Here is a 24,762-nt window from a genome sequence, read left to right as displayed (position 1 = left end):
CTCGGTCCTGCGCTCGGGGTCGTCCGTAGGGCCCGGAAGGCGGGGCCCGGCTGTCCCATGACGGAAGGGGAACGATCGTGGAAAGCCGGGATGCCAAGCCTCGGGCGTGGAATCAATAGCCGCCGCCGCGATTTGCCGATGCGCGTTCGTGCAGGCCGTGGGCGACATGAACAAAATTGTTGACGTTCTAACATATGTGCCGAAAGGTTCGCCGGCATAGGACCGCCCCGCCGCAGCGGCGCAGGGGCGGCCGCAAAGATCGAAGGCCCAACGCGGCCGATGGGAGGAAGACGATGAGAGTTCCGGGTTTCGTGCGCGCCGCCGCGATCGGCTCCGCGCTCGCGCTGCTGTTCGCCGCCGGCGGTGCCTCGGCGCAGGAGGCCTGCGCCAATCGCGGCCAACTCGACGACGCCTATTGCGACGCCAACAACGACCTCGTCGCCGACCTGCCGAGCGATCCGGCCAAGCAGCGCGATCCCTCGACGCTGGTCTTCGCCTATACCCCGATCGAGGATCCCGCGATCTATGCGAACGTGCTGAAGCCGTTCGTCAACCACCTCACCGCCTGCATCGGCAAGCGCGTGGTCTATTTCTCGGTGCAGTCGAACACGGCGCAGATCGAGGCAATGCGCTCGGGCCGCCTGCACATCGCCGGCTTCTCGACCGGTCCGACCGCGTTCGCCGTCAACATGGCCGGTGCGGTGCCCTTCGCCGCCGGCGGCTCCGAGGCCGGCCCGCGCGGCTACAAGCTGATCGCGCTGGTCAAGGCGTCGAGCCCCTACAAGACCATGGCCGACCTCAAGGACAAGAAGGTCGCGCACACCTCGCCTTCGTCGAATTCGGGCAATCTGGCGCCGCGCGTGCTGTTCCCGCCGCTCGGCCTCACGCCGGAGAGCGACTACAAGCCGCTGATGTCGGGCGGGCACGACAAGTCGATCCTCGGCGTCAACTATGGCGACTACGACATGGCCGCCGTCGCCGACGACGTGTTCGAGCGCATGGTCCAGCGCGGCACGATCAAGCGCGAGGATTTCCGCGTGCTCTATACGAGCGAAGTCTTCCCGACCAACGGTTATGTCCACGCGCATGATCTCAAGCCGGAGCTCTCGGCCAAGATCCGGGAGTGCTTCTTCAGCTACCGCTTCAGCGAGGAGGAGAAGAAGGAGTTCAACGGCGAGGACCGCTACGTGCCTGTGACCTATAAGGAGAAGTGGGCGGTGGTGCGCGAGGTCGCCGACAAGTCCGGCACGCCGTTCAACAAGCGCAGCTACGAGGCCGAATCCAAGCGCGAGCTCGAGGCGCTGGAGCGCAAGAAGGCCGGCCAGAAGAAGTAAGCAGGGCGCGCCCGTACAGGCGTCCGCTTCCACGCCCGCCGCACCGATGCGGCGGGCGTTTTGCTGCCGGCTGGCCGGGCTGTCCTCCTCCGGCGCCGATTGACGACTCATCGGCCGGCGGGCCAAAGGTGGCGTTTCCCTGCCTGTCGGAACGTGACGGACTGCGCTGCTTGGCTTTCATCGCGACATGTCTGCGCTGCGCCGCCCTGGCCTGCCTGCTGGCGGGTTGCTCGGTCGGCCCGGACTACGCCGCCCCCGCCGTCGCCGTGCCCGAGGGCTGGCGCGAGGGTCAGGCGGCGCGCGCGACGCGCCCGAGCGAATGGTGGCGCAGCTTCCGTGATCCCGCGCTCGACCGGCTGATCGAGACTGCCATCGCCGGCAATCTCGACGTGGCGCAGGCCAAGGCCCGGATCCGCGAGGCGCGCGCCAGCCAGGACCAGGCGGTCGGCGCGCTGTTCCCGCAGGTCGGCGGCGGTGCCTCGGCCACGCGCTCGCGGGCCGCGCAGGTGACCCGCAACAGCTTCCGCGGCGGGTTCGACGCCTCCTGGGAGATCGACCTCTTCGGGGCGCGCGACCGGGCGGTCGAGGCGGCGGAGTACGGCGTCGACGCCGCCTTCGACGATCTCGACACCGTGATGCTGACGCTGGTCGGCGACGTGGCCGCGACCTATGTCGAGGCGCGCGGCCTGCAGGCGCGCATCGCGCTGGCGCGGCGGACCGCGCGGCTGCAGCGCGAGACCGAGGCGCTGACGCGCACCCGCTTCCAGGCCGGCGACGTCTCGGCGATCGACACCGCCCGTGCCACCGCGCAGGCGGCCGGCACCGAAGCGCAGATCCCGACGCTGGAAGCCGCGCTCGCCCAGAGCCTGCACCGTCTCGCGGTGTTGACCGGCCGGCCGCCCGCGGCGATGGCCGGGCTCGGCGGCGCAGGTGGCGCCATTCCGGCCGCGCCGGCGCCGCCGCGCGCCGGCATTCCGGCGCAGGTGCTGCTGCGGCGCCCGGATGTGCGGGCGGCCGAGCGCCGGCTCGCCCAGGCGACGGCGCGGATCGGCCAGGCCGAGGCGGCGCGCTATCCCTCGGTCTCGCTCACCGGCACGATCTCGACCTCGGCGCTGAAGCTCGGGGATCTCGCCCGCAACTCCGCGATCGGCTGGTCGTTCGGGCCGACGCTCTCGGTGCCGATCTTCAATGGCGGCGAGCTGGCTGCGGCGGTCGACGCCGCGCGCGCCCGGCGCGACCAGAGCGACGGCGCCTTCCGCCTCGCGGTTCTGGGCGCTTTGCAGGATGTCGAGGATGGGCTGGTCGCGCTGCGGCAGGAGCGGGTGCGGCTGGCGCGGCTCGGCGAGGTGGCGCGTGCGTCCGCCGAGGCGGCGCGGCTGTCGCGGGCGCTCTACGGCTCCGGCGGCGCCAGCTTCCTCGACGTGCTCGACGCGCAGCGCACGCTCTATTCGGCCGAAGAATCCGTATTGCAGAGCCGGATCGCCCTCGCGACCGGCTTCATCGCGCTCAACAAGGCGCTCGGCGGCGGCTGGCTGCGACCCGTCGACGTCTCGACAACGGCAGTGGTCGACGGCCAAACCGGACCGCGCCTGCGAATCACGCCCGAGGGGAGGTCGCGACCATGAGGCTGCGCCGCCTGCTCCTGCCCGCCCTGCTGCTCGCCGCTGCGGCCGGCGGCTACGCCTATTGGCAGGCGCGCCAGCAGGTGGGACCTGTGCAGCGCGCGGCGCTGCCCAACGTCGCGGCGGTGACCGGCGACATCGAGGACGCCGTGCTTGCCAGCGGCTCGCTGGAGCCGGTCCGCCAGGTCAGCGTCGGCGCGCAGGTGTCCGGCCGGGTGATCTCGCTCAAGGTCGAACTCGGCCAGAGCGTCGCCGCCGGCGACCTGATCGCCGAGATCGACGGCGTCACCCTGCAGAATGCCCTGCGCTCGGCGGAAGCCGATCTCGCGGCGCTGCGGGCCCAGCGCGAGGAGCGCAGCGCCAGCCTGGCCTATGCCGAATCCGTGCTGGAGCGGCAGGAGCGCATGGTCGCCCAGAACGCGGTTTCGCGCGACGCCTTCGAGAACGCCCGGATGACTGTGCGCACGGCCAAGGCGCAGATCGCCGCGCTCGACGCGCAGATCGCCGCCGGCGGCATCAAGGTCGAGACCGCGCGCGTCAATCTCGGCTACACCCGCATCACCGCGCCGGTCGCCGGCACCGTGCTGGCGATCGTTACCCAGGAAGGGCAGACGGTGAACGCCGTGCAGTCGGCCCCGACCATCGTGGTGCTGGGCGACGTCTCCTCGATGACGGTCAAGGCGAAGATCTCGGAAGCCGACGTGCTGCGGGTGAAGCCCGGCCAGCAGGTGTATTTCAGCGTGCTCGGCGCGCCGGAGCGGCGCTTCCCCGGCAAGGTGCGCTTCGTCGAGCCGGCGCCCGACACGCTCAAGACCCAGAACGCCAGCAGCTCCTCGGCAGCCTCCTCGACCAGCTCGACCACCGCGGCGATCTACTACAACGCGCTGTTCGAGGTGCCCAATCCGGACGGCTACCTGCTGACCTCGATGACCGCGCAGGTCACGGTGGTGGTCGGCAGCGCCAAGGACGCGGTGCTGGTGCCCTCGACCGCGGTACGCAAGCGCGGGCGCGAAAGCTTCGTCGACGTGGTCGACGGCAGCGGCGGCTCGCAGCCGCGCAAGGTCACGGTCGGGCTCGACAACAAGATCCAGGCCGAGATCACCTCGGGCCTGAAGGCGGGCGAGCGCGTGGTCACGGCGCGCGCCACCGGCGGGCCGAACGCCGCCGGCCAGATGCGCAGGCGCTCGTCGCCCTTCGGGTTCTGAGGCATGGCGCCGCCGCTCATCCGGCTGTCCGGCGTCCGGCGGGATTTCGGCACGGGCGAGGCCGCGGTCACCGCGCTCGACGGCACGGACCTCGTCATCGAGGCCGGCGAGATGGTGGCGATCGTCGGCGCCTCGGGCTCGGGCAAGTCGACGCTGATGAACATCATCGGCTGCCTCGACCGGCCGACCGGCGGCAGCTACGAGATCGACGGGCGCCCGACTGCCTCGCTCGATCCCGACGAGCTGGCGCGGCTCAGGCGCGAATATTTCGGCTTCGTCTTCCAGCGCTACCATCTGCTGCCGGAGCTTTCGGCGCTCGCCAATGTCGAGGTGCCCGCCATCTATGCCGGCGTCGAGGTCGAGGCCCGGCGGGGCCGGGCCGCGCGCCTGCTGGAGCGGCTGGGGCTTGGCGCGCGCATCGGCCATCGGCCTTCCGAACTGTCGGGCGGCCAGCAGCAGCGCGTCTCGATCGCCCGCGCGCTGATGAACGGCGCGCGCATCCTGCTCGCCGACGAGCCGACGGGCGCGCTCGACAAGGCCAGCGGCGAGGACATGCTGGCGCTGATCGAGGAGCTGAACCGCGAGGGGCACACCATCGTGCTCGTCACCCACGACATGTCGGTGGCGGCCCGCGCCCACCGCATCGTCGAGATCAGCGACGGCCGCATCGTCTCCGACCGGCGCACGGCGCCGCGCTCCACCGCGACGCCGGGCGAGGTGCTGCCGAAGCCTGGCGGCTGGCTCTCCTCCGGTCTGGGCCGGCTGCGCGAGGCCTTCGGCATGGCGCTGAAGGCGATGGCTGCGCGCAAGCTGCGCACCATGCTGACCATGCTCGGCATCGTCATCGGCATTGCCGCCGTGGTCAGCGTCGTGGCGCTGGGCGAGGGCGCCCGCCAGCGCGTGCTCGCCAACATTGCGGGCCTCGGCACCAACACGCTGGAGATCTTCCCCGGCACGGGCTTTGGCGACCGCCGGGCCGACAGGGTCAGGACTCTGACGGTGCAGGACGCCGAGGCGCTGGCCGGCCAGCCCTATGCCGCCGCCGTCACGCCCACCGTCTCGACCAGCGCCACGGTGCGCTTCGGCAATGTCGAGGCCAATGCGCTGGTGAACGGCGTCTCGGCCGCCTATTTCGACGTGCGCGGCAGCATCCTGGCGCAGGGCTCCTTCTTCACGCAGGACGACGTCGCCCGGCTCTCCCAGGTCGTGGTCATCGACGAGAACGCCCGCAGCGTGCTCTTTCCCAATGGCGAGAACCCGATCGGCGCGGTGATCCTGATCGGCAACGTGCCCTGCCGGGTGCTCGGGGTGATGCAGCCGCAACAGGGCGGCTTCGGCTCCAGCCAGAATCCGCAGCTCTTCCTGCCCTATACGGCGGTGCAGGGCCGTTTCCTCGGCGATCTCTCGCTGCGCAGCATCACGCTGCGCGTCGCCGACGAGGTGCCGATGGACGCGGCGCAGGAGGCGGTGACCGAGCTTCTGACCTATCGCCACCGCACCCAGGACTTCTTCATCTTCAACCAGGGCGCCATCCGCGAGGCCGTGACCAGCTCGACCGAGACGATGACGCTGATGATCTCGTCGATCGCGGTGATCTCGCTGCTAGTCGGCGGCATCGGGGTGATGAACATCATGCTGGTCTCGGTGGTCGAGCGCACCGGCGAGATCGGCCTGCGCATGGCGGTGGGCGCGCGGCGCAGCGACATCCTGCAGCAGTTCCTGATCGAGGCCTCTTTGGTCTGCTTCCTCGGCGGCCTGCTCGGCATCGGGCTGGCGCTGGGGATCGGCACCGCCTTCAAGACGGCCGGCGCCTCGATCACCTTCGTCTATTCGGGCGAGGCCTTCGCGGTGGCGCTCGCCTGCTCGACCCTGATCGGGCTGACCTTCGGCTTCCTGCCGGCGCGCAACGCGGCGCGGCTCGATCCGGTGGCGGCGCTCTCGCGCGACTGATCGGCCGCGGCCGCCGCTGCTGCCCCATCGCCCTTAAGAACCGCGATCCATGCGCCCTTGCCGGGCGTTTTCGGGCATTTGCGCGCTGCCTGTCCGCATGACGGATAGCTCAAGATCCTATATTTATTATTCCAGTTCCAAATATTGATATAGAATTATGAAAAACTGCGGATCGGTATTAGATTTCATCAAAATATCGTCAGTTAAAATACTGTTGATTCGACTCGCATGACTCGCCTATCAGCGCTCACAAGATATCGGGGTGCTGAGATGAAGAAGAATTACAATCTGGCGGCGGTCGCGCTGCTGTCGTCGACTTGCCTTGCCGGCGGGGCGCTGGCGCAACGGGCGGACGCGGACGCGCCGCCGGCTGGAACGATCCCGCTCGACCAGATCACCGTGACCGCGACCCGCGGCGAGAAGCAGGCGCTCGACGTGCCGGGCACCGTCACGGTGATCTCGCGGCAGGAACTCGACGAGCGCATGACGCGCGACACCCAGGACCTGGTGCGCTACCAGCCGGGCGTCAGCGTCAACCGCCAGACCACCTCCACCGATCCGTTCGGCAATTTCGGCGGCTTCACCATCCGCGGCGTCGGCGGCAACCGCGTCCAGATGCAGGTCGACGGCTCGCGCGTGATCGAGCGCATCACTGACGGCACGCGCGACTTCGTCGACCTGCCCTTCATGAAGAATGTCGAGATCGTGCGCGGCCCGGGCTCGGTGCTCTGGGGCGCCGACGCGCTCGCCGGCATCGTCGCCTATCGCACGCTCGACCCGTCCGACCTGCTCAAGGACGGCAAGGCCTATGGCGCGCGCGCCAGCGTCGGCTATGACAGCCTCGACCGCAGCTTCACCAAGTCCGGCATCGCGGCCTATCGTTTCTCGCCGCAGTTTGAGGCGATCTTCGGCTTGAGCCATCGCGCGGCGAGCGAGCCGGAGTTCCGCGCCGCCCGCGCCGATGGCGGACGCTGGGGCTGCCCGGTGCCGACCGCGCGCTTCCTGCCCTGCAACAAGACGAATCCGCTCGACGTCTCGGTCTGGAACGCGTTCGGCAAGCTGGTCTTCAAGCCGGCGACCGACCACACCTTCAAGCTGACCGGCGAATATCTCTACAACGACCAGACCGTGAACCAGCTCTTCGACTACAACGTCGTGAGCAGCGGCATCCGCAGCGGTCCCTATCTGCGCAACCAGGTGAAGTCGCGCAAGCGCGTCTCGCTGGAGCACGATTGGGACATCAATGCGGGCTTCATCGATTCGCTGCGCTGGCAGGTGCAGTATTCGCCGCAGCGTCGGGTCTTCGTCAGCAACCGCTTTCAGACGCTGGCGAACGGCCAGCAGCGCTTCACGCGCGGGCTGCTCGACTATACCGAGGACTTCATGCAGGCCGACGTGCAGGCGAAGTCGAGCTTCCGGCTCGGCCCGAGCATGCATCGCCTGACCTATGGCTTCCAGGGCGACACCACCCGCACCGACTATGAGCGGCGCGACGACGTGCGCAATCTGGCGACCGGCGTGACCACCACGACGATCGCCGGCGGCTTCAACTTCGCCAACGCCACCACCACGCGCTACGACTTCTTCATCCAGGACGAGATCGAGCTGCTCGACGGGCGCTGGACCATCACGCCCGGTGTCCGCCACGCCAACTACAACATCGATCCGCGCATCGGCCAGGGCTATGTGGTCGTGCCCGGCAAGGCGCCGCGCGAGCTGGATTCGCACAAGCTGATCCCGCAGGTCGGCACGCTGTTCAAGCTCGACGAGACCTATTCGCTCTATGCCCGCTATGCCGAGGGCTTCAAGATGCCGACGGCGCAGCAGCTCTACACCTCGCTGCCGATGGGGACCTCGAACCTCATCCCCAATCCGGACCTGAAGCCGGAGAGCGTGCGCTCCTACGAGGCCGGCCTGCGCGGGCGCTTCGAGAACGGTTGGTTCTCGGTCGGCGTGTTCCACTCGCGTTATCGCGACTTCATCCAGTCGCTGCAGCAGATCCCGGGCACCAACGACTACACCTCGCGCAACCTCTCACGGCTGGAGATCTCGGGCGTCGAGGCCTCGGCGGAGTGGAAGTTCCATGAGCGCTGGGTCGCCAATGTCGCGCTGAGCTACCAGTACGGCCAGCAGCGCGCCACGGCGGGCGCGGCCAAGACGGCCTACAACGCGATGGCGCCCTTCACCGCCGTTCTCGGGGTGAAGTACCTGATGCCGGAATACGGGCTCGAGGCCGAGGTGATCAGCACGCTCGCCGGCGGCGTCAACCGCGCGAGTTCGCCGGACGTCTTCAAGCCTGCCGGCTATGCGGTCTTCGACGGCTATGTGAACTGGAAGCCCGCCTCGCAGTTCACGCTGCGCGCCGGCGTCCAGAACATCTTCAACACGCGCTATTTCGCGAACGTATTCGATTACGCCAAGACGCCCTCTGTCGCCGTCGCCGCCGGCAATCCGCTCGAATTGCAGGCCGCGCCCGGCCGCACCTTCAAGATCTCCGCCCAGGTCGACTTCTGAGCGAGCCCTTCGCGGCCGCCCGCACGCGGGCGGCCGTTCCGGCGACGCCCCGAGCGAGACCCCGGGGCGTCGCTTCCCCGTTTTCCGATGGAGTACGAGACGATGACCGAGACCCCCAATCCGCGCGAGCGCCTGACCGCCAGGACCGAGGACGTGCTGGCGAGCCTGCCGGCGATGGGCCGCGTGATGCTGAGCGCCCGCGGCGGCGGTGCCACCCATGAGCGCATCGGCACGGTCGAGCGCGTCGCGGTCGAGGACGGCGCGATCGTGCTGTCGGGCGAGGCCCATGACAGCCGGCTCGACCTAGCGGCGATCGCGGGCCTCGTCGCCGACCGCACCAGCAAGATGCGCGACAAGGCGCTGCCGCGGCTGGAATGCCAGGACGCCGCCGGCGAGACGCTCTACAGCCTGATCGCGCTGGACGGCCCGGAGCTGTTCGAGCAGGCACTGGCGCCGTTCGGCCCGGGCGAGGCGCTGGAGCCGAAGGAGAAGCCGGCCCCGTCGGCGGGCGGGGAGAAGCCCGAGGTGCCCGAGGGCGATCTCGGTGCGGTCAGCTTCGCGGCGATCCGCGCCACCGGCACCCCGGTGACGGTCGAGCTGCGCCGGCCCGACCTGCACCAGCTCTGGCAGGGCGTGCTGCCCGAGGCGAAGCCCGCCATGGGCTTCGTCAACCTGATGGAGGCGGACTTCCACCTGCATCTCAAGGCCGGGGCGGTAGCGCGCTGGCTGCGCCGTGAGGTGCCGGCCGGCGTCGAGCTGCATGGCGAGGACGCCGAGGGCGCGCCGCTTGGCCTGGTGCTCGCCGGCCCGGCCGCGGCTTTCGCCGACGTGCCCGGCATCGCGGCCTGAGCCATGGAATCGGTGTCCTCCCGCCAAGTCGCGCATCCGCGCGCGACCTGGCTCGATCCGGCCAGCGGCGGCGCGATCGCCTGGTGCGACCTGCTGGCGCGTCTCGCCGAGCGGCGCGTCGTGCTGCTCGGCGAGACGCATGACGTCGCCGAGATCCATCGCTGGCAGCTGCATGTCGCGGTGGCGCTGCACACACTGCGACCGAACCTCGCTATCGGCTTCGAAATGTTCCCGCTGCGCTGCCAGCCGGTGCTCGACGCCTGGGTGGCGGGCGAGATGGACACCGAGACCTTCATAGCGCGCAGCGAATGGTTCGAGGTCTGGGGCTTCGATCCGGCGCTCTATCTGCCGCTCTTCCATTTCTGCCGGCAGCAGAACCTCAAGATGCTGGCGCTGAACTGCCATCGCCCGCTGGTGACGCGGGTGGGGCAGCTCGGCTGGGAGGCGATCCCGGTCGAGGAGCGCGATGGCGTCACGCCGTCGGCGCCCGCGACGGACGCCTACCGCGCCTATCTGGCGAGCCTGATGAGCGGTTCGGGCCGCCAGTCGCCGGTGCGCTTCGACAGCGACCGCTTCGTGCGGGCGCAGCAGACCTGGGACCGCGCCTTCGCCTGCCGGATCGCGGACCATCTCGCGACGCAGGGGCCGGACGCGGTAGTCGTCGGCATCATCGGCCGCGGCCATCTCGAATACAGCCACGGCACGCCCTACCAGCTCGCCGACCTCGGGGTGCGCGACCTCGCGGTGCTGCTGCCGACGACCGCGGAAAGCCATGAGCGCGATCGGCTCGCCGGCCTCGCCGAGGCGATCTTTCGGCTCGACACGCCCGAGCCGCCGGCGCCGCGGCTGCGCAAGCCGGAGCCCAAGGCCGCGTCATGATCAAGCTGCTGCGCCGCCTCTATCGCCTGACCCGCCTGTGCATCGCCGGTCCCGGCGGCTGGATCGGCGTGGTGCAGTTCCTGGCGATTCTGGCGCTCGGGCTGATCGGGGTCAGGATCGGCGTGCGGCTGATCTCCTGGAATGCCGACTTCTACAACGCCTTGCAGAAGCTCGATGCCCCGGAGGCCATCAGGCAGATCGGCATCTACTTCATGCTGACGGCGCTGAGCGTCGCAATCTTCCTGACCGCGAACTATCTGCGCAAGCTCCTGCAGATCCGCTGGCGGCGCACGCTCACCGAAGCCGCGATGAACCGCTGGCTGGCGAACAAAGCCTATTGGCACATGCGCGGGCGGGTCGACGAGGGCCTCGACAACCCCGACCAGCGCATCGCCGAGGATTGCCGCATCTTCGTCGAGAAGCTGACCGTCGAGGCCAATGATCTCATCACCAGCTGCGTGGCGCTCGTCACCTACGCCATGCTGCTCTGGTCGCTGTCGACCTTTCCGCTGGCCTTCAGCCTTGGCAGCATCGATGTCGAGGTGCCGCGCTACATGGTCTGGGCGGCGCCGATCTACGTGTTCTTCGCCAGCGTGGTGACGCAGTGGCTCGGTCGGCCGCTGACCGCGCTCAACTATCAGCAGCAGCATCGCGAGGCCGACTTCCGCTTCGCCCTCTCGCGCCTGCGCGAGAATGTCGAGCCGGTGGCGCTGGCCAGCGGCGAGGCGGCGGAACGCCGGCTGATCGACGGGCGCCTGCGCGCCGCGCTGAGCAACTGGCGCCGTGTCGCCGATCGCGAACTGATCCAGGGCTTCTTCACCCGTCCCTATTTCCAGACGGTGCTGACGCTTCCGATCTTCCTGGCGCTACCGGCCTATCTCGCCGGCCGGATCACCTTCGGCGGGCTGATGCAGCTCCGTTCGGCCTTCCAGAACGTGGTCACGACCCTGTCCTGGTTCATCTTCTCCTATCGCGATCTCGTCACGCTCGCGGCGGCGGCGGGGCGTCTCGATCACTTCCTCACCGCCGCCGAGGCGGCCGGCGCGCCCGAGCCGCCCGCGATGATCGCGCTCGGCCGCCAGGGGCTGCGTATCGACGGGCTGGCGCTCGCCACCCCGCAGGGCAGGCCGCTGGAGCCGGTCGGCGGCATCACCGTGGCTCCGGGCGAATGCTGCTGGCTGGTCGCGCCCTCCGGCCATGGCAAGAGCACGCTGGTCAAGGCGATCGCCGGGCTCTGGCCGCATGGCGAGGGCCGGATCGAGCGGCCTGACGGCGCGATCTTCTTTGCGCCGCAGCAGCCCTATCTGCCGCTCGGCAGCCTCGCCACCTCGCTGGCCTATCCGGCCCTGCCCGAGCGCTTCACGGCCGAGGACTACCAGGCGGCGCTGGCGGCGGTCGGCCTTGGCGATCTCTGGAGCGAGGACGAGCAGGCCTGGATCACGGCGCGACACGGGCTCTCCGGCGGCGAGAAGCAGCGGCTGGCTCTGGCCCGGCTTCATCTGCACCGGCCGGACTGGATCATGCTCGACGAGGCGACCAGCGCGCTCGACGTCGCGGCCGAGGCGACGCTGCTCGCCGGGCTGCGGCAAGCCCTGCCGAACGCTGCCTTCGTGGTGATCGCGCATCGCCAGCCGCAGGGGCTTGCGGCCTGCCGCACCATCCGGCTAACGGAAAGGGCCTTCGAGCCCGCCCCGCCGGCGGCACCGGCGGCCACAGGCGCGCTCTGCCCGGCGCCGCAGCTGGTGCAGCCCGCATGAGCCGGGCACCGTCCCGCCCGGTCCTGTCCATGCGCGCGGCACCGCCCGGCTGGCGCGCGCGCCTGCGCACGCTGGTGCATCTGCCCCGCCTGCTCCGCTCGCTCTGGCGCACCAGCCGGCCGCTCTGCCTGCTGGTGGCGGGGCTGCGGCTGGCGCGGGCGCTGCAGCCGCTGCTGGTGCTCGCCGTCGGCAAGCTGATCGTGGACGAGATCGTGCGGCTGAACGGCATGCCGGCGCCGGGCGCGGATTTCGGCGCCTGGCTTGCGAGCGGAGACCTCGACCGGCTGGCCCTGCTCGTCGGGGCCGAGTTCCTGCTGACCGTGGCCGCGGCCCTGTGCACGCGCTTCGGCACGCTGGCCGAGACGCTGCTGAGCGAGCGGCAGAACCTTGCCATGGCCCTGGCGCTGATCGGCCATTCGGCCGCGCTCGACCTCGCCGCGATCGAGACGGCGGACGGCCAGGACCGGCTGATGCGCGCCCGCATCCAGACCATGAGCGGCGCGACGATCATGACGCTGATGCTGACGCAGGCGCAGGGCGCGCTGACGCTTCTGTCGCTGCTGGCCGGCATCGCCGCCTATGCGCCGGCGCTCATCCTGCTGCTGGCGCTCGCACTCGGGCCGACGCTCGTCTGCGAGGCGCATTTCAACGCCCGCACCCATGCGCTCGGCGTGGCGCAGACGCCGGAGCGTCGCCGCCTCGAATATCTGCGCCAGATCGGCTCCGCCGCCGAGACGGCGAAGGAGGTCAAGCTCTTCGGCCTCGGCGGCTATCTCGCCGAGCGCTTCCGCACCGTCGCAACCGGGCTGATCGCCGGGACGCGCGCGCTGGCGCTGCGCCGGGCCCTGTGGAGCAGCCTCGCCGGCACGCTGGGCTCGCTCGCCTATTACGCCGCCTATGGTCTGATCGCCTGGCGAGCGGCGAGCGGGGCGATCGGCATTGGTGACCTGACCTTTCTCGCCGGTGCCCTTCTGCGGCTCAACGGGCTGCTGGAGGGGCAGGTGCTCGGGCTGACGCAGCTCGCCTCGCAGGCGCAGTTCCTCGACGATTTCTTCGGCTTCATCGACCGCAAGCCGCTGCTCGCCAGCCCGGTATCGCCGCGCCCCTTCCCGCAGCCTCTGGCGCGCGGCGTGGTGTTCGAGAATGTCGGCTTCCGCTACCCGGGCCGGGACGACTGGGCGCTGCGCCACCTCGACTTCGCCATCCCGGCCGGCGGGACGGTGGCGCTGGTCGGCGAGAACGGCGCCGGCAAGACCACGATCGTCAGGCTGCTCACCCGCCTGCACGATCCCGACGAGGGCCGCATCCTCATCGACGGCATCGACCTGCGCGAGATGGACCCGACGGCGCTGCGCGCGCATGTCGGCGCGATCTTCCAGGATTTCACGCGCTACAACATGACAGCGGCCGAGAATATCGGCATCGGGCGGGTCGCGGCGCTGGCGGACCGGGCGGGGATCGTCGCGGCAGCCCGGCGCAGCCTCGCCGACACGCTGATCGCCGGCCTGCCCGACGGCTACGAGCAGATGCTGGGCCGCAGCTTCTCGCAGGGCGTCGAGCTCTCGGGCGGAGAATGGCAGAAGATCGCCGTGGCACGCGCCTATTTCCGCGATGCGCAGATCCTGATCCTCGACGAACCGACCGCGGCGCTCGACGCCCGCGCCGAGGCCGAGCTGTTCGCGCGCTTCCGCCAGCTCGCCGAGGGGCGCTCCGTCCTGCTGATCTCGCACCGCTTCTCGACGGTGCGGATGGCGGACCGCATCCTCGTGCTGGACAAGGGCGGCATTCTCGAAAGCGGCAGCCATGAGGAGCTGATGGCGCAGGGCGGGCGCTATGCCGAGCTGTTCACGCTGCAGGCGGCCGGCTTCCGCTGAGCGGCCGTCTGGGCATTCCGGCTGCATCGGGCGGGCTCCGCTAACGTAATCTCCACCAGTTGGGCGCTAGCAAGGCGGGCGTGCTGGGCTGGCCGGAGAGCCGCCCCGCGCCGCAGCCGGGAGAATATCTGCATGAGCGCCGTGACCGTGGACCGCCGCGAGGGATGCCTCGTCGGGACGATCGACCCGTCCCTGCTGCGCGACGAGCTGCTGAATGAGATCTTCGAGGCCTCGGCCAAGGCGCGGCCCGACGCGGTCGCGATCGTCTTCGGCACGGAGCGTGTCAGCTATGCCGATCTCGATGCGCGGGCGGATGCGGTGGCGCGGGCGCTCAGGGCGCGCGGCGTCGCGGCCGGCTCCTTCGTCGGCCTGTGGATGACGCGCTCGCTCGACCTGCATGTCGCGCTGCTCGGCATCCTGAAATGCGGCGCGGCCTATATCCCCTTCGACGCCGACGCGCCGCCGGACCGCATCGGCGAATGCCTCGAGGATTGCGAGGCGAAGGCGATCATCGTCGACGACATCACCGGCGCCAAGCTGGAGCGCGACCTGCCGGCGCCGGCGCTGCGCTGCGCCCAGCTGCTGGCCGAGGGCGCGGATGCGCCGCGCGTCGATCCGCGCGCCGACGGGGTGACGCCCGCCCATCCCGCCTATGCGATCTACACCTCGGGCTCGACCGGCAAGCCCAAGGGCATCGTCATCGAGCACCGCAACATCTGCCACTATCTGCGCGCGTCCAACGCGGTCTACGGCATGCGCGCCGACGATGTCTCCTTCCAGGGGGCCTCGGTCGCCTTCGACCTCTCGCTGGAGGAGATCTTCGTCCCCTATCTGGTCGGTGCGACCCTGTGGGTGGCCTCGCCCAAGGTGCTGAGCGAGGTCGAGCGCCTGCCGGAGGTGATGGCGCAGGCCGGAATCACCGTGCTCGACACCGTGCCGACCCTGCTCGCCATGATGCCGCAGGATGTGCCGAGCCTGCGCATCATCATCCTCGGTGGCGAGGCCTGCCCGCCTGCGGTGCGCCAGCGCTGGTGCCGCCCCGGCCGCAAGGTCTTCAACTCCTACGGCCCCACCGAGGCGACGGTCGTCGCCACCGTCGACGAGGTCACGCCCGAGGAGGCAGTCACCATCGGCGTGCCGATCCCGAACTACACCTGCTACGTCGTCGACGAGCAGATGCGGCCGGTCGGCCCGGGCGTCGAGGGTGAGTTGCTGATCGGCGGCCCCGGCGTGGCGCAGGGCTATCTCAAGCGCCCCGACCTCACGGCCGAGAAGTTCATCCCGAACCCGTTCGGCACCGACGGGCTCGACCCCGTGCTCTATCGCTCGGGCGACGCGGTCAGCGTCTCCGACAAGGGCAAGATCCTCTTCCACGGCCGCATCGACGACCAGGTCAAGCTGCGCGGCTTCCGGCTCGAGCTCGGCGAGATCGAGGCCCGCCTGTGCGACCTGCCGGGCATCGCGCAGGCGACCGTGGTGCTGCGCCGCGACGACGGCATCGACCGGCTGGTCGCCTTCGTGGTGCCGGAGACCGGCCAGGGCCTCGACCGCGGCGCCATCCGCGCCGCGCTGAAGGAGACGCTGCCGCCCTATATGGTGCCCTCGCATTTCGAGGAGATGGCGGTGTTGCCGCGCCTGACTTCGGGCAAGGCCGACCGCAAGACGCTGAAGGCGGCGCCGCTCTCCGCCCCGGCCGAGGCGCAGGAGCAGGAGGAGCCGCAGACCGAGACGGAGGCGGCCCTGCTCGCCGCCGCCCGGCCGCTCTTCCCCGGCCAGACCATCGGCTTCGAGGCCGATTTCTTCGCCGATCTCGGCGGGCATTCGCTGCTGGCGGCGACCTTCCTGGCGGCGCTGCGCGCCAATCCGGCGCTGCCAAGCGTGGCGCTGGAGGACATCTACAGTCTGCGCACCCTGCGGGCGGTCGCGGCCCGGCTCGACGCGCGCGAGCGCGAAAGCGGCCCGCGCGTGCAGCGGGACCTCTCCTTCACGCCGCCGCCGCTGGCCCGGCGCCTGCTCTGCGGGCTGGCGCAGCTCGCCTGCATGCCGGTCCTGCTGCTCGCCCTGACCGGGCCATGGCTGACCATCTTCGTCACCTACGAGATGATCACCACCGACCAGAAGGTCGAGATCCACGAGGCGCTGCTGCTGATGGGCGTCTACGCGCTGGTGACGCTGCTCGTCATGGTCACGGGCGTGGTCGGCAAGCGCCTCGTGCTCTGGCGCACGACGCCGGGGCGCTATCCGCTCTGGGGCGTCTACTACTTCCGCTGGTGGCTCGCCCGCCAGTTCACCGCGATGGTGCATCTCAACCTGATGCAGGGCACCCCGGTGGCGCGCTTCGCCATGCGCCTGCTCGGCGCCAAGGTCGGCAAGGGCGTTTTCGTCAGCGGCTTCGAGGCCGGGGCGCTCGATCTCGTCGAGATCGGCGACGAGGTCACGCTCGGCGGCAAGCTCAGCCTCGCCAATGCCGAGGTGGTCGGCAACGAGCTGATCATCGGCCGCATCGCCATCGGTCGCGACGCCTATATCGGCACCTCCTGCGCGCTCGGCCACGACACGGTGGTGGGCGAGGGGGCCGAGCTCGCCGATCTCACCGCCCTGCCGGCCGGCACGCAGGTCGCCGCCTTCGAGCACTGGGACGGCTCGCCCGGTCGCAAGGTCGGCATGGTCGACGCCTCCGCCTGGCCGAAGCCGGCGCCGGCCGTCTCGACGCCGGTCAAGCTGGCGCAGAACGCCTATTTTGGCGCGCTGCTGCTGCTGATGCCGGCGCTGGCGCTGCTGCCCATCTTCCCGGCCTTCTATCTGCTGGACCGCTATGACGTGATGCTGCAGCAGGCGATCGGCCTCGACTACAAATGGTATCTGCCGCTGCTGACCTGGCCGACGGCCATGGTGCTGATGGCGGTCACCGTGCTGCTGGTGACGGCGATCCGCTGGATCGTGCTGCCGAGCGCGCCCGCCGGCACCCATGCCATCGCCTCCGGCTACGGGATGCGCAAATGGACGGTCGGCCTCGCCTCCGAGGTGATGCTGCAGAGCCTGTCCTCGCTGTTTTCCACGATCTACATGCGGATCTGGTACCGGATGATGGGTGCGAAGATCGGCAAGGACACCGAGATCGCCACCAATTTCTCCGGCCGCTTCGACACGATCGAGATCGGCGACCATTGCTTCGTCGCCGACGAGTCGGTTCTGGGCGACGAGGACGTCCGGCGGGGCTGGATGACGACGAAGACGGTGCGCACCGGCTCGCGCGTCTTCATCGGCAACGATTCCGTGCTGCCGCCGGGCACCGACTTGCCGGACGGCGCGCTGATCGGCATCAAGTCGAAGCCGCCGGCCGATGTCGCGATGCAGCCGGGCGAGACCCGCTTCGGCAGCCCGCCGATCCTGCTGCCCTCACGCCAGCGCTTTGACGACGCCGACGCGGCCAAGACCTTCGCGCCGCCGCGCTGGCGCCGCATCCTGCGCGCCGTGTTCGAGCTGTTCAGCGCCTCGATGCCGACCATGCTGTTCATCACGCTCGGCACCTACACGGCGGAGCTGGTGCTCTTCCCGGCGCTCTACGCCGCCGACACCTGGGCCGAGTTCCTGCCGACCTTCGTCGCCTGCGCCGTCGCCACCTCGGTGATCCTGGCGCTGGCGGTGCTGGTGGTGAAATGGCTGCTGATGGGCGTCTACCGCCCCGGCAATCGTGGGCTCTGGTCGTGGTGGGCGCTGCGCACCGAGGCGATGACCACGCTCTACTGGGGCACGGCGGCGGCGATCCTGCTCAACGCCTTCCGCGGCACGCCGATGCTGCCCTGGGCGCTGCGCCTCTACGGGGTGAAGGTCGGCGAGGGCGTCTATCTCGACTCCACCGACATCACCGAGTTCGACTGCGTCAGCATCGGCGATTATGCGGCGATCAACGCCACCGCCAACCTCCAGACCCATCTGTTCGAGGACCGGGTGATGAAGGTCGGCCGGATCGAGATCGGGCGCGGCTGCTCGATCGGGGCGCTGACCACCGTGCTCTACGACACGCGCATCGGCGAGCATGCCAGGCTCGGCCTGCTCACCATCGTGATGAAGGGCGAGAGCATCCCGGCGAACACGGAATGGGCCGGTGCGCCGGCCGCGCCGGCCTGAGCCTTCGGCGAGAAAGCGGCATCGCCCTCGGACGGGCGCTGCCGCGGCCGGGCCTCAGCCGCCGATGTCGAAGGAGTAGCTGGTCGAGACGCCGAGGCTAAACTGGTTGCGATCGCCGATCTGGCGCACCAGCGGCGAGCGCGCGGCGTCGCCGGCCATGCGGTCGTAGCGGGCGAAGACGGTCGTCGACCAGGACTCGTTCCAGGCATATTCGACCGAGCCGGCGACGCCGTAGCTCTTCATGCCGCCGCCGGGACGATAGGCCGGGATCAGGCCGTTCAGTGCCGATTCCCAGGCGGTGACCCCGTAATTGCTGCGCATAGAGGAGGCGCTGCCGAGCATCAGGCGCGGGCCGAGCGCGAAGGTGAAGCTGCCCGCGGTCTCGACCCAGTCGGCCGAAAAATCGGCGACGACGCCGTGATGGCCGCGCAGTCCCTTGCGAAGCTCGACGCGGGCGCGCAGCCGGTCCTGCACCGGCCAGATCTCGGCGAAGACGCCGCCTTCCAGCGACCAGGGCACGTCGCGCAGGCCGACCAGGCGGCGATCGTGCTTGGTGTAGCGGCCGGCCTTGTAGTCGCCGACCACGCCGATGCTGAAGCGCTCGGTCTCGTAGAGGGCGAAGTCCATGCCGTCGTCGGGCGCGCTGAAGCGGCTGGCGCGATCGGCCCGGGAGATGCTGAAGGAGGGCATGGCCGAGAAGCCGCGGCCCTTGGCGCCGTCGTAATCCGGCCCGTAGACGGCCGAGGCGCCGAGCGTCACCGTCCAGCCCTTGGCCGGCGCCGGGTCGGTCAGCGCGGGATCGGCCGCGAGGGCCGGGGCGAGGGGCAGGCACGAGAGCAGAAGCGGCAGGCGGAGACGGCGCATCGGTTCGGTCCGGTTCGAGATCGGCCCCACCTGCCGTGTTCCCGCTTGTCGCGTCAACGTTTTCCGCCGGAAAGCGTCGCGATGCTTACCAGATGGCGAAGACGCCGCCTTCCAGGCGGAAGGCGGCGTGCTGCGCGGGCGTTGGTCAGCGCGCGGTGGCCTCGGGGAAGAGCATCTCGGCCTTCCAGTCCTTGGGCGGGTTCTTGAGGCGGCCGACCTTGCCCATGAAGTCGGTGAAGGCGCCGAGATTGAGCACGTCGGTGGTGATGTGCGTGGTCTTGGCGTCGAGGATGGCGATCAGGTCCTCGCGCGGCGACTTGTCGTTTGTCAGGCGCTTATAGGCGTCGGCGGCGGCGCCCTTGTCCTTGGCGACGATCGCAGTCGCTTCCTTCAGCGCCGCCAGGAAGGCGCCGTAAAGCTTGGGATTGTCGTTGCGGAACTTGCCGGTGGTCGCCAGCACATTGAAGGAGACCGGGCCGCCGAGGATGTCGTCGGAGGTCATCAGCGTGCGCACGCCCGGCGTACGCAGTTGGATGTCGGCGAAGGGCGGCGAGGTGAAGCTCGCGACGATCTCGGTCTTGCCGGCGGCCATCATCGCGGTCGCGTCGGGATGCGAGAGCGAGACGGTCAGCGAATCGAGCTTCTCGTACTCCTTGTCGCCCCATTCCTTGGCGGCGGCGATCTGCAGCGCGGTGGCCTGGCCGGAGACCTTCACGGCGGGCACGGCGATGCGGTGCTCGGGCTTGAAGTCGCGCAGCGCCTTGATCGACGGGTCGCGCACATTGAGCGTCCAGGCCATGGCGTTGAGGCCGCTGGCGGCGCGCACGTCGAAACTGCCGCGGGTGCGCGACCAGATGGTGATGATGCCGGTCGGCCCCAGGGCGGCGAAGTCGAGATTGCCGGAGATCAGCGCGTCGTTCATCACGTCGCTGGAGCGGAAGGTCGACCAGGTGACCTTGACGTCGCCGAGCCCGGCCTCCTTCGCATGCTTCTCGACCAGCTTCTGGTCTTCCATCAGCATGAGCTGGATGTAGCCGAGCCCGTATTGCTTGGCGACGCGCAGCTCCTTGGCTTCGGCCCGGGCGCCGGTCGAGGCAGCGAACGTGGCCAATGCGAGGGCCGCGGCCGAGATCATCGTCTTCCACATGGTGTCTTCTCCCTGTGACCGGCCATCGGGCCGGCCGCTTCATGGATGGGCGGGCGCTTGGCGCGCCTTCTTGGGCTGATGCGGTCCGGCGCGGGCCTGTGCCCGGGCCGGTGGCAAGCGTGGCTCAGGGCGCCGCGAGCAGCGTGAGCACGGTGACGCTCTTGGCCGCGACGAGATGGGCGGTCGCGGCGTCGAAGCGCTTGAAATGCGCGCTGGTGCAATGGGCGTCGAAGGCGGCGCGGTCGCGGTAGATCTCGTAGAGCAGGATGCGCCCGCTCTCGCCGGGGACGGAGAGCACGTCGAAGCGCTCGCAGCCCGGCTCCTCGCGCCGGGAAGCTTCGGCGTTCTCGCGCATCAGCGGCAGGAAGGCGTCGAGCCCGCCTTGCACGATGTCGAAGCTCACCAGGATGGTGAAGCGGCCCGTCACGGCGTCGCTCATATGTTCGAGACCTTCCAGTAGAAATCGCCGACCTCGAGCAGGTGGTCGTGCATGGCCCGGCCGGCCGCGTCGGCATCGCCGGCGGCCACGGCGTGGAAGATGCGCTCATGCGCGGCATAGGCGGCTTCCGCGGCGCCGCGCGCCCGCAGCGAGGTGGAGCGCTGCTCGGTCAGCCATTCGGTCAGCCCGCTGTGCAGGGCGGTGAAGATCGGATTGCGCGAGATTTCCGCCAGCGCGTAGTGGAAGGCGACGTCGGAGCGCTCGAAGCTGCGCTCCTGGCCGATGGCGCGGTGATTGGCCTCGAGCGCCGCGCGCAGTCGCGTCACGTCGTCGGGCGTGGCGCTCTGGGCGGCGAGGCGCGCGACTCCGACCTCGAAGAGCAGGCGCGCCTGCTGGAAATGCTGGGCCCCGCCCGGCTGGGCGAGCAGATGGCGCGCCATGCCGGAGAGCTCGCCGATCATCGTGCCGGCGCTGGGCTGCGAGACGCGGGCGCGTTCGCCGCTGCTGATCGCGATCAGCCCCATGCGCTGCAGGGCGAACAGCGCCTCGCGCACCGCGGTGCGGCCGACGCCATAGGCTTCCATCAGCTCGCGCTCGGCCGGGAGCTGGTCGCCCGGCGCGTAGAGCCCCTCGTGGATCGCCGCCTCCAGCCGCTCGACCACATGCTCGTAGAGCTTGCGGCGCCGGATGGGTCCTGAATCAGGAACGAGCGCGCCCGTACCCATGCTGATCTCCTTAGCCGCCCGCGGGCCAGCCGCCGGGCGGATGGTGGACGATGTCGACGGGGACGCATCCCCCCGGCTGGCCTGAGGCCTTCCTAGCCTCGTCGCCGTCGGCGGTGAAAGCGTTCCCGCGCCGGCTCAGCGCTGCATGCCCCAGCGCTGCACGGTGCGCTGCTCGATGGCGCGGAAGATCACGGATTCGACGAAGAGGCCGATCAGGATCACAGCCAGCAGGCCGGAGAAGACGCGCGCCGTGTCGAGCTCGGAGCGGGCCTCGAAGATGTACCAGCCGAGCCCGCCCGAGCGCGAGGAGACGCCGAAGACCAGCTCGGCGGCGATCAGCGTGCGCCAGGCGAAGGCCCAGCCGATCTTGAGCCCGGCGAGGATGGCGGGGAAGCCGGCCGGGATCAGGATGTAGATCACGTAGCGCAGGCCGCTCAGCCCGTAATTGCGCCCGCTCATCCGCAGCACCTCGGGCACGGCGCGGAAGCCGGTCAGCGTGTTGAGCGAGACCGCCCAGAGCACCGAATGCACGATGACGAAGATCAGCGAGCCGATGCCGAGGCCGAACCAGATCAGCGCCAGCGGCAGCAGCGCGATCGCCGGCAGCGGGTTGAACATCGCGGTCAGCGTGTTGAGGAAGTCGGTGCCGAAGCGCGTCGAGACCGCGACGGTGGTGAGCACCGCCGCCAGCGCCAGACCGGTGCCGTAGCCGAGTACCAGCGAGTGCAGCGAGGTCGAGACCCTGTCGACCAGCGTGCCGCTGGCGAGGTCGCCGAGAAAGGTGGCGAGCGTGTCGCTGAAGGAGGGGAACAGCAGCGCATTGCCGACCCAGCGGGCATAGAGCTCCCAGATCACCGCAAGCCCGACCAGGATCGCCAGCTTGCGCACGCCGTCATTGTTGACGATGCGCTCGGCCAAGGAGAGCGGGCGCGAGACCTCGCCGATGCCGCTGGCGTCAATCGGCTCGATCTCGAATTCGGGGCGGCTGGCCAGCGCGGCGGAGGCGGCCGGGCTCATCGGGACGGTGCTCATTCCTCGTCCTTTCCGCTCTCGTCATGCGCCAGCTCGTGCTCGAAGAGCAGGCCGTGGATCTTCTGCGACAGCGCGCCGAATGCCGGCGTGCCCATGGTGTCGAAGCCGAGCTGTGAGGCGTCGAGCTCGGCGCGCACCCGGCCGGGATGCGGCGACAGCACGAGGATGCGCGAGCCGACGATGATCGCCTCCTCGATCGAGTGGGTGACGAACATCAGGGTGAAGCGGACCTGCTCCCAGAGCTGGAGCAGCTCCTGCTGCATCTTGCGCCGCGTCAGCGCGTCGAGCGCGGCGAAGGGCTCGTCCATCAGCAGGATGTCGGGCTCCATCGCCATGGCGCGGGCGATGGCGACGCGCATCTTCATGCCGCCGGAGAGCATGTGGGGATAGACGTCGCGAAACTTGGTGAGCTTGACCTTGTCGATCACCGAGAGCGCCCGCTCCAGCGCATCCTTGCCCTTGAAGCGGCCCGAGACCTTCATCGGGAACAGCACGTTGTCGAGCACCGTCTTCCACGGCATCAGCTGCTCGAATTCCTGGAAGACCATCATCCGGTCGGGCCCGGGCGCGCTGACCTCGCGGCCGCGCAGCCGGATATGGCCTTCCTCCGGCCGCATGAAGCCGCCGACCGCCTTCAGCATGGTCGACTTGCCGCAGCCGGACGGGCCCAGGATCACATAGCGGTCCTGCTCGTGCACGGCGCAGTCGACGCGATAGGTCGCGGTCACCAGATGCTGCGGCGTCTTGTACTGCAGGGTCAGCCGCTCGACCTCGAGCAGCCTGGGCAGCACCGCGCCGGCGGCCCGGTCCCGCTCCGCCGGTGCGCTTTCGTGGGGCCCTCCGTCGCCCGTGCGAGCGATCGCGTGCGTCGTCACGCCAAATCTCCTCCCGTCCGTTTCCCCGTGCCGCCCCGGCTGTATCGCCGGTAGCTGGTATGATAGGTAGACATGTAGACCTGTCATACCACCGGAGTCAAACGCGGGCGGACGGGAACAGCCGGCCCGCCGAGCGGTTGCCGAGACAGGGAAAGCCGACGCAGACGAAGGAGAAAGCCATGCGCGAGACGCTGATCCATGCAGCCGAGGGCCAGAAGGTTTGGGCGCTGATCCTCGAACAGGGCGAGGAGGCGATGGCCTGCCTGAAGGCGTTCGCGGCGCGCGAAAGACTCTCGGCGGCGAGCTTCAAGGCGATCGGCGCCTTCAGCGAGGCCGACCTCAGCTTCTTCGACTGGGAGAGCAAGCGCTATGAGCCAATCCCGGTGCGGGAGCAGGTCGAGGTCGCGTCGCTGACCGGCGACGTGGCGCTGGAGCCGGACGGCACGCCGGCGGTCCATGTCCACGCCGTGCTCGGCCGCCGCGACGGCAGCGCCGCCGCAGGGCATCTCGAGCGCGGCCTGGTGCGGCCGACGCTGGAGATCGTACTGAGCGAGGCGCCGGCCCATCTGCGCAAGCGCAAGGATCCGGACAGCGGGCTGATGCTGATCGCCTCGGGGGGCTGAGGCCGGAAACGGGTGGCGCGGCGACCGCTCGCAGCGCATCCTCCGCTGCGCTGCCTGTCCTGACAGGAGATGTCGCCCCGCCCGGCGACAAAACTGGCAGCGCGCGAGCCGACGGAGCCTGGAATGAACGAGACGGGGCAGGGGACGATCCGCATCGGCATCGGCGGCTGGGTGTTCGAGCCCTGGCGCGGCAGCTTCTATCCGGCCGGCCTGCCGCAGAAGCGCGAGCTCGAACACGCCGCGTCGCAGCTGAGCTCGATCGAGATCAACGGCACCTATTACGGCGCGCAGAAGCCCGAGAGCTTCGCGCGCTGGCGCGAGGAGACGCCGGAGGATTTCGTCTTCGCGCTCAAGGGCTCGCGCTATTGCACCAATCGCCGCGTGCTGGCCGAGGCCGGCCCCTCGGTCGAGAAATTCGTGACCAGCGGCATCGCCGAGCTGAAGCACAAGCTCGGCCCGATCAACTGGCAGTTCATGGCGACGAAGGCCTTCGACCCCGCCGATTTCGAGGCGTTCCTCAGATTGTTGCCGCAGGAGGTCGACGGCGTCCGGCTGCGCCATGCGGTCGAGGTGCGCCATCCGAGCTTCCGCGTGCCGGAATTCGTCGCGCTGCTGCGCGCCCATGGCGTCGCGGCGATCACGGCCGGCGACAGCGCGCATCCGCAGATCGCCGACGTCACCGCCCCCTTCGTCTATGTGCGGATCATGGGCACGCAGGAGGAGAACCCGGAGGGCTATGCGCCCGCGGCGCTCGATCTTTGGATGCGCCGTGCCCAGGCCTGGGCCGAAGGCGGCGTGCCGCAGGACATGGAAACGCTTGCGCCGCCGGCGCCGAGGCAGCCGCGCGACGTCTTCCTCTACGTGATCTCCGGGGCGAAGATCCGCAATCCGGCCGCCGCCATGGCGCTGATCGCCCGCGCCGGTCGGCCCTGAGCGGGCTTC

At 69.8% G+C, this 24,762-nt stretch carries 18 protein-coding genes; 12 read left to right on the top strand and 6 right to left on the bottom strand.

All coding sequences use genetic code 11. From position 1 onward, the window contains the following. Nucleotides 1–293: 293 nt before the first annotated feature. The 10 genes from phnD to ABE438_RS06790 all read left to right on the top strand — a co-directional run bounded on the left by phnD (nt 294) and on the right by ABE438_RS06790 (nt 18,115). Nucleotides 294–1,334: a phosphate/phosphite/phosphonate ABC transporter substrate-binding protein gene (gene phnD / locus ABE438_RS06835; RefSeq protein ID WP_346501786.1), complete on the top strand. Its 1,041-nt coding sequence runs from the start codon at nt 294–296 to the stop codon at nt 1,332–1,334. A gap of 170 nt (nt 1,335–1,504) precedes the next feature. Beyond that, entirely contained in the window at nt 1,505–2,959 is a 1,455-nt protein-coding gene (locus tag ABE438_RS06830) for an efflux transporter outer membrane subunit (RefSeq protein WP_346501785.1), read from the top strand. Beyond that, entirely contained in the window at nt 2,956–4,161 is a 1,206-nt protein-coding gene (locus ABE438_RS06825; protein ID WP_346501784.1) for an efflux RND transporter periplasmic adaptor subunit, read from the top strand. Before ABE438_RS06830 ends, ABE438_RS06825 begins: the two co-directional genes overlap by 4 nt. A gap of 3 nt (nt 4,162–4,164) precedes the next feature. Then, the gene (locus tag ABE438_RS06820; RefSeq protein WP_346501783.1) at nt 4,165–6,111 is read left to right on the top strand and encodes a MacB family efflux pump subunit; all 1,947 of its coding nucleotides are present in this window, start codon (nt 4,165–4,167) and stop codon (nt 6,109–6,111) included. Between the two features lie 270 nt (nt 6,112–6,381). Next, on the top strand, nt 6,382–8,625 hold the full coding sequence (locus tag ABE438_RS06815; protein ID WP_346501782.1) for a TonB-dependent hemoglobin/transferrin/lactoferrin family receptor: 2,244 nt from the start codon (nt 6,382–6,384) through the stop codon (nt 8,623–8,625). 102 nt (nt 8,626–8,727) lie between these two features. Further along, nucleotides 8,728–9,474: a ChuX/HutX family heme-like substrate-binding protein gene (locus ABE438_RS06810; RefSeq protein WP_346501781.1), complete on the top strand. Its 747-nt coding sequence runs from the start codon at nt 8,728–8,730 to the stop codon at nt 9,472–9,474. 12 nt (nt 9,475–9,486) lie between these two features. Then, nucleotides 9,487–10,353, top strand: a complete 867-nt coding sequence (locus tag ABE438_RS06805) for a ChaN family lipoprotein (protein ID WP_346501780.1) — start codon at nt 9,487–9,489, stop codon at nt 10,351–10,353. Next, on the top strand, nt 10,350–12,110 hold the full coding sequence (locus ABE438_RS06800; RefSeq protein ID WP_346501779.1) for an ABC transporter ATP-binding protein/permease: 1,761 nt from the start codon (nt 10,350–10,352) through the stop codon (nt 12,108–12,110). The genes ABE438_RS06805 and ABE438_RS06800 overlap by 4 nt, the downstream gene beginning before the upstream one ends. Nucleotides 12,111–12,139: 29 nt before the next feature. Further along, on the top strand, nt 12,140–13,984 hold the full coding sequence (locus tag ABE438_RS06795; RefSeq protein WP_346501778.1) for an ABC transporter ATP-binding protein: 1,845 nt from the start codon (nt 12,140–12,142) through the stop codon (nt 13,982–13,984). 132 nt (nt 13,985–14,116) lie between these two features. After that, the gene (locus tag ABE438_RS06790) at nt 14,117–18,115 is read left to right on the top strand and encodes a Pls/PosA family non-ribosomal peptide synthetase (protein ID WP_346501777.1); all 3,999 of its coding nucleotides are present in this window, start codon (nt 14,117–14,119) and stop codon (nt 18,113–18,115) included. A 54-nt stretch (nt 18,116–18,169) separates the two neighbouring features. Here ABE438_RS06790 and ABE438_RS06785 read toward each other — a convergent pair whose 3' ends face one another. The 6 genes from ABE438_RS06785 to ABE438_RS06760 form a co-directional block, all read right to left on the bottom strand. Then, nucleotides 18,170–18,979 carry a MipA/OmpV family protein gene (locus tag ABE438_RS06785; RefSeq protein WP_346501776.1) on the bottom strand — a complete coding sequence of 270 codons (810 nt, stop codon included), beginning with the start codon at nt 18,977–18,979 and terminating at the stop codon, nt 18,170–18,172. 145 nt (nt 18,980–19,124) lie between these two features. Continuing rightward, nucleotides 19,125–20,126, bottom strand: coding sequence for an ABC transporter substrate-binding protein (locus ABE438_RS06780; protein ID WP_346501775.1), 1,002 nt, complete (start codon nt 20,124–20,126; stop codon nt 19,125–19,127). 124 nt (nt 20,127–20,250) lie between these two features. Then, on the bottom strand, nt 20,251–20,565 hold the full coding sequence (locus ABE438_RS06775) for a putative quinol monooxygenase (protein ID WP_346501774.1): 315 nt from the start codon (nt 20,563–20,565) through the stop codon (nt 20,251–20,253). Beyond that, entirely contained in the window at nt 20,562–21,290 is a 729-nt protein-coding gene (nanR, locus tag ABE438_RS06770; protein ID WP_346501773.1) for a transcriptional regulator NanR, read from the bottom strand. The genes ABE438_RS06775 and nanR overlap by 4 nt, the downstream gene beginning before the upstream one ends. A 135-nt stretch (nt 21,291–21,425) precedes the next feature. Next, nucleotides 21,426–22,307, bottom strand: coding sequence for an ABC transporter permease (locus ABE438_RS06765; RefSeq protein ID WP_465248569.1), 882 nt, complete (start codon nt 22,305–22,307; stop codon nt 21,426–21,428). A gap of 11 nt (nt 22,308–22,318) precedes the next feature. Then, nucleotides 22,319–23,113: an ABC transporter ATP-binding protein gene (locus tag ABE438_RS06760; protein ID WP_346501815.1), complete on the bottom strand. Its 795-nt coding sequence runs from the start codon at nt 23,111–23,113 to the stop codon at nt 22,319–22,321. 263 nt (nt 23,114–23,376) lie between these two features. Here ABE438_RS06760 and ABE438_RS06755 point away from each other — a divergent pair, with 263 nt between their 5' ends. Beyond that, on the top strand, nt 23,377–23,820 hold the full coding sequence (locus tag ABE438_RS06755) for a PPC domain-containing DNA-binding protein (protein ID WP_346501771.1): 444 nt from the start codon (nt 23,377–23,379) through the stop codon (nt 23,818–23,820). A 123-nt stretch (nt 23,821–23,943) separates the two neighbouring features. Beyond that, the gene (locus tag ABE438_RS06750; RefSeq protein ID WP_346501770.1) at nt 23,944–24,753 is read left to right on the top strand and encodes a DUF72 domain-containing protein; all 810 of its coding nucleotides are present in this window, start codon (nt 23,944–23,946) and stop codon (nt 24,751–24,753) included. Nucleotides 24,754–24,762 lie beyond the last annotated feature (9 nt).

Source organism: Allobosea sp. TWI1241, assembly GCF_039673065.1.
Classification (GTDB): domain Bacteria; phylum Pseudomonadota; class Alphaproteobacteria; order Rhizobiales; family Beijerinckiaceae; genus Allobosea.
Note: the sequence above shows the minus strand (reverse complement) of the source record. Positions and strands in the feature narration are given on the sequence as shown.